The organism is Kitasatospora sp. NPDC059571 (genome assembly GCF_042735675.1).
Lineage (GTDB): Bacteria > Actinomycetota > Actinomycetes > Streptomycetales > Streptomycetaceae > Kitasatospora.
The window spans coordinates 1-4969 of sequence record NZ_JBHWBW010000542.1 but is presented as its reverse complement, the minus strand read 5'-3'; the positions used below and the strand labels follow the sequence as shown (position 1 = coordinate 4969).

The 4969-nt window shown below is 74.0% G+C and carries 3 protein-coding genes; 1 reads left to right on the top strand and 2 read right to left on the bottom strand.

The genetic code is table 11. The annotated features are described in order from the left end of the window. Both fusA and ACFV0G_RS35070 read right to left on the bottom strand, forming a co-directional pair. Positions 1–1997 (bottom strand): elongation factor G (gene fusA / locus ACFV0G_RS35075; RefSeq protein ID WP_380556714.1); only part of this gene is annotated, 1997 nt, incomplete at its 3' end. 538 nt (positions 1998–2535) lie between these two features. Further along, positions 2536–4122, bottom strand: a complete 1587-nt coding sequence (locus ACFV0G_RS35070) for an LCP family protein (RefSeq protein WP_380556712.1) — start codon at positions 4120–4122, stop codon at positions 2536–2538. A 356-nt stretch (positions 4123–4478) separates the two neighbouring features. On the opposite strand from ACFV0G_RS35070, the gene ACFV0G_RS35065 reads away from it, so the two are divergent. Then, a complete protein-coding gene (locus tag ACFV0G_RS35065) occupies positions 4479–4874 on the top strand; it encodes a ribonuclease (RefSeq protein WP_380556710.1) in 396 nt (131 codons plus the stop codon). The last annotated feature ends 95 nt before the right edge of the window (positions 4875–4969 follow it).

Genomic DNA, 4969 nt, shown 5'->3' with positions numbered 1-4969 from the left:
ACCGCGAGCGGCACGGGGGCGGTGATCACCGCCGTGCCGGCCCGCGCGGTCGAGCCGGAGACCCGGCCGCGCCGGGCGGCCAGGTCGCCGAGCACGCCGCCGACGGCGTCGTCCGGCACCGTGGCGGTGACCTCGACCACCGGTTCGAGCAGCGCCACCGCGCAGGCCCGCAGGGCCTCCCGGAGCGCGAACCGGCCGGCCGTCCGGAACGCGAGTTCCGAGGAGTCCTTCGGATGGGTGGACCCGTCGGTCAGCGTCACCCGCACACCGGTCACCGGGTGGCCGCCGAGCGGGCCCTCGGCGAGCGCGTCCCGGCAGCCGGCCTCGACCGCCTGGACGAACTCCTTCGGCACCCGGCCGCCGACCACGGTCGAGCCGAACGCGAACCCGCCGGCCTCGGCAACACCGGCCGCCGCGTCCGCGCCGGTCTCCCGGAGCGGCTCGACGTCGATCACGACATGGGCGAACTGGCCGAGGCCTCCGTCCTGCTTGACGTGCCGGTACACCAGACCCGACACGCCGCCGGTCGGCGTCTCCCGGTAGGAGACCCGCGGCCGGCCGACGCCGATGTCGAGGCCGTGGGCGCGGCGGATCTTCTCCACCGCGACCTCCAGGTGCAGCTCGCCCATACCGGAGAGCAGCGTCTGGCCGGTCTCCGGGTCGGTCCCGACCACCAGCGAGGGATCCTCCTCGACCAGGCGGGCCAGCGCCGTCGCCAGCCGCTCGGTGTCGGTGTTCCGGCCTGCCTCCACCGCGACCGAGACGACCGGGTCGGCCGCGCCGGGCGGTTCGAGCAGCAGCGGCGCCCCGGGGGCGCACAGGGTCGCGCCGGCCCGGGCGGCCTTCGGGCCGACCAGGGCGACGATGTCCCCGGCCACCGCCCGCTCCGCCTCCGCGTGCCGGTCGGCCTGCACCCGCAGGATGCGCCCGACCCGCTCGGTGCGGCCCGTCCCCGCGTCGAGCACCGTGTCCCCCTTCCTGATCGTCCCCGAGTACACCCGCAGATAGGTCAGCCGGCCGGTCGCCGTCGCGGCGACCTTGAACACCAGCCCCGCGAACGGCGCGCCGGCCTCGGCCGGGCGCCGCTGCTCCGCCCCGGCGTGCACGCCGGTCACGGGCGGCACGTCAAGCGGCGAGGGCAGGTAGGCGGTGACCGCGTCGAGCAGCGGCTCCACTCCGCGGTTGCGGTACGCGGAGCCGCACAGCACCACCACGCCCTCACCGGTGCGGGTCAGGTCGCGCAGGGCGGCCGCCAGCGTCGGCGCGGAGAGCGCCGCGGTGGCGCAGAACTCCTCCAGCGCGGCCGGGTGGAGCTCGGCCACCGCCTCCTCCAGCAGCCGGCGGCGGCGCTGCGCCTCCTCGCGCAGGCCGTCCGGCACGTCGCCCTCCTCGGCGGTGTCCTGACCGTCGGCCCAGACCAGGGAGCGCATCCGGACGAGGTCGACGACCCCGGTGAAGCCGGCCTCGCTGCCGATCGGCAGCTGGACCACCAGCGGCACCACCCGCAGCCGGTCCCGGATCGAGGCGACCGCGGTGTCGAGGTCGGCGCCCGCCCGGTCGAGCTTGTTGACGAACGCGATCCGCGGCACGCCGTGCCGGTCGGCCTGCCGCCAGACCGACTCGCTCTGCGGCTCCACGCCGGCGACGGCGTCGAACACCGCGACCGCACCGTCCAGGACGCGCAGCGACCGCTCCACCTCGTCGGCGAAGTCGACGTGCCCGGGGGTGTCGATCAGGTTGATCCGGTGGCCGTCCCAGGTGCAGCTGACGGCGGCGGCGAAGATGGTGATGCCGCGGTCGCGTTCCTGCGGGTCGAAGTCGGTGACGGTGGTGCCGTCGTGGACCTCGCCGCGCCGGTGGATGGTGCCGGTGAGGTAGAGGATCCGCTCGGTGACGGTGGTCTTGCCGGCGTCGACGTGGGCGAGGATGCCCAGGTTCCGGACGTCGGCCGGGGTGGTGACATCGGTGGCGGCATGGCGGTTCAGGTCGGTGCGCACGGGCCCATTGGCCTTTCGGGGTGATCCACGATCAGGGCGGCGCGATGGGGTGACTAACGAGGTGGCGGCGCAGGGCCGCAGGGCCGTTGCGGCGGCGGGAGCGCGTATGCACGGTCCCGCCACGGGGCCGGCCCGCCGTCCGGCGGACGGTGGGTCAGGTGTTCGTCACAGCCGTCCGGTGCCGGCCGCGCAGCGGGCACCGGGACGACGAGGACACCAGGATCACGTCGTACCGGGACGAGGGGACGAGGACGGTGCTGCGGTGCCGCACGGCCGGTCTCCCCTCGATCGTCGCAGTGCGCGCCGGCAGATCGCCGCGGCGCGTGGTGTCGCTGCGAGTCTAGGGAGCCGCCGCCGGGCCCCGCACCGGGTTTTCCGGCGGGCCGGCCGGGATCTGTCGCCACGTCAGCCGGGGACGCGGATCCGGGCCGGTCCGCGGCACGCGCAGGGCGGGAGGGGCGGGTACGACGGAGCGGCCGGTCGCAGGGACCGGCCGCTCCGCGGGTGCCTCATCCGAGTGTTCTCGGGGGCCCGGCGGTCAGCCGTAGGACAGGTTCGCGCAGGGGTCGTCGTCGGCCGAGCGCGCCGCCTGGCTGACGCTCGTCGGCAGCGGCCCGGACGGCACGCTGTCCGAGGAGGTGCCCTGAGCCCCGGCCGCGTAGTCGGCGCCGAGGACGACCGCGACGCCTGCCCGGGAGGACGCCTCCAGGGTGGCCCCGGGGAAGAGCGCCGCGACCTTCTGCGCGGCCGCCTTCTCGCCCGGGCCGTACTGGACGAGGGTGGTGCGGTGGTCCTGGGAGGCGGCATTGGCCTTGCCGGTGACGGTGAAGTCGGAGGCCTGCAGCAGGGTCGCCGCCTTGAGCGTGAGCCCGGCGGTGGTGGTGCCGTTGTAGACGGCCACCCGGATGCCGGCGCCGTTGACGGCCTCCGGGGTCGCGGGCGCGCTGGTCGCGGCGGTCGGCGAGGCGCTCTGGGCACTGGCACCGGCGCTGGCGTCCTGCCCGTCCAGGGTGCGGTCGGCCTTGAGCGCGCCCCACAGCTGGTCGGCGTCCGGGTGGACGACGGCGACCCGGGCGCCCTCGTACCGCCACGGCATGGTCAGGAACTTCATGTCGTGCAGGTCGATGCCCTTGAGGGACAGCGCGAAGGAGAGCAGCTTCTGCGCGGAGCCGAGGCCCGGGTCGACGACCAGCGACTTGGTCGCCGCGTCGGCCAGCGGGAGCAGGGTGGTCGGGTCCATCCCCTTGCTCTTGACGTCCTTGATCAGCGAGGACATGAAGGCCTGCTGGCGCTTGGTCCGCCCGATGTCGGAACCGTCGCCGAGCCCGTGGCGCAGCCGGACGTAGTCCAGGGCCTGCTGGCCCTCCACCTTCTGGGTGCCCTGGGCGAAGATCTGCTTGCCCTTGTGGCCGAGGTTGGGGTCGAGGTCGCCCTCGTAGATGGCCTTCGGGACGCAGACCTCGACGCCGCCGACCGCACTGGTCATCGCGGCGAAGCCCTGGAAGTTGACGACGACGGTGTGGTCGACGCGCAGGCCGGTGAGCTTCTCCACGGTGTTCTGGGTGCAGGCCGGGTTGCCCTGGACGCTGTTGCCGACCTCGAAGGCGCTGTTGAACATCACATGGGTCTGCGGCTTGGTCCACGACTTGTTCTGCAGCATGCAGGACGGTATGTCGACCAGCGAGTCGCGCGGGATGGAGATGCCCACCGCGTGCTTGTGGTCGGCGTAGACGTGCAGCAGGATCGTGGTGTCCGAGCGCGCCCCGCCCTCGGCGCCGCCGCCGAGGTCCTTGTTGGCGCCGTCGCGCGAGTCGGAGCCGATCAGCAGCACGTTGACCGGGGTGCGGCCCTGCGCGTCGGGCGCCGCGGCATCGGGACGGTCCTTGCTGATGCCGTCGCCGTCGAACGTGCTGATGTTCCCGTTCAGCCGGTAGTAGACCACCGCGCCGCCCAGGACGGTCAGCGCGAGGGTGCCGGCGGTGGCCCAGAGCACGATCTGCTTCTTGGAGCGCCGCCCCTTGCGGCCGCGGCCCGCGGCGCCGGGCGCCTGGTCGCCGCCGGTCTCGCGCACGCCGCGGCCGGCCGCGCGCCGTCCGCCGGGGACGGCCCCGGAATCCTGTGTCAACGCCCTACGACCAGCCACGCATACCCCCTTCGCCGAACACCAGCCACCAGCCCACACGCAGGAACCGGGTCGGCCGGTTCCCATCCACCCAGGACGGTGGACCCCCTGGCGGACCGGCCCTTTTCTACAAATATGTAGAGACAGGGCGCAGCATACAAACCCTTACGCCACACGAACCACTCACCCCCGCAGGTCGCCGCGGCCCGCCCCGGGTGCGGCGCGGCCCCGCCGTGCGCACGGAGGAAGCGAGGCACTGCGGTACGGCGGCCGTCGGACCGGTTCCCGGCCGATGGAGCCTTCGTGAACAGTTGTCATGACACTTTCGAGTTCGTCCGACGCGCCGTCAGACTGCCGGTATGACTCACACTCTACGCGCGTGGAACCGTCGCGCCGCCTCCCTCGCCACCGCCGCAGTGCTCGCGCTGGCCCCGACCGCCTTCGCCGCCGCGGACGCCCACGCCGCGGTCAGCGGCACCGTCTGCCTCTCCGCGCTGCCGAGCCAGGCCGACCACACTCTCGACCTGATCGACAGCGACGGCCCCTTCCCGTACTCCCAGGACGGCGTCGTCTTCCAGAACCGCGAGGGCGTCCTGCCCGCCGAGCCGTACGGCTACTACCACGAGTACACCGTGGTCACCCCCGGCTCGCCGACCAGAGGCGCCCGGCGGATCATCACCGGCGAGGACTACCAGGAGGACTACTACACCTCCGACCACTACGCCACGTTCCGCCTCATCGACTTCGGCTGCTGACCCACCGAGGCGGCGGGGGGGGGGGGGGCGGGGGGGGGGGGGGGGGGGCCCCCCCCCCCCCACGCAGGCACGGGGTCGAAATGTGGAAGCGTATA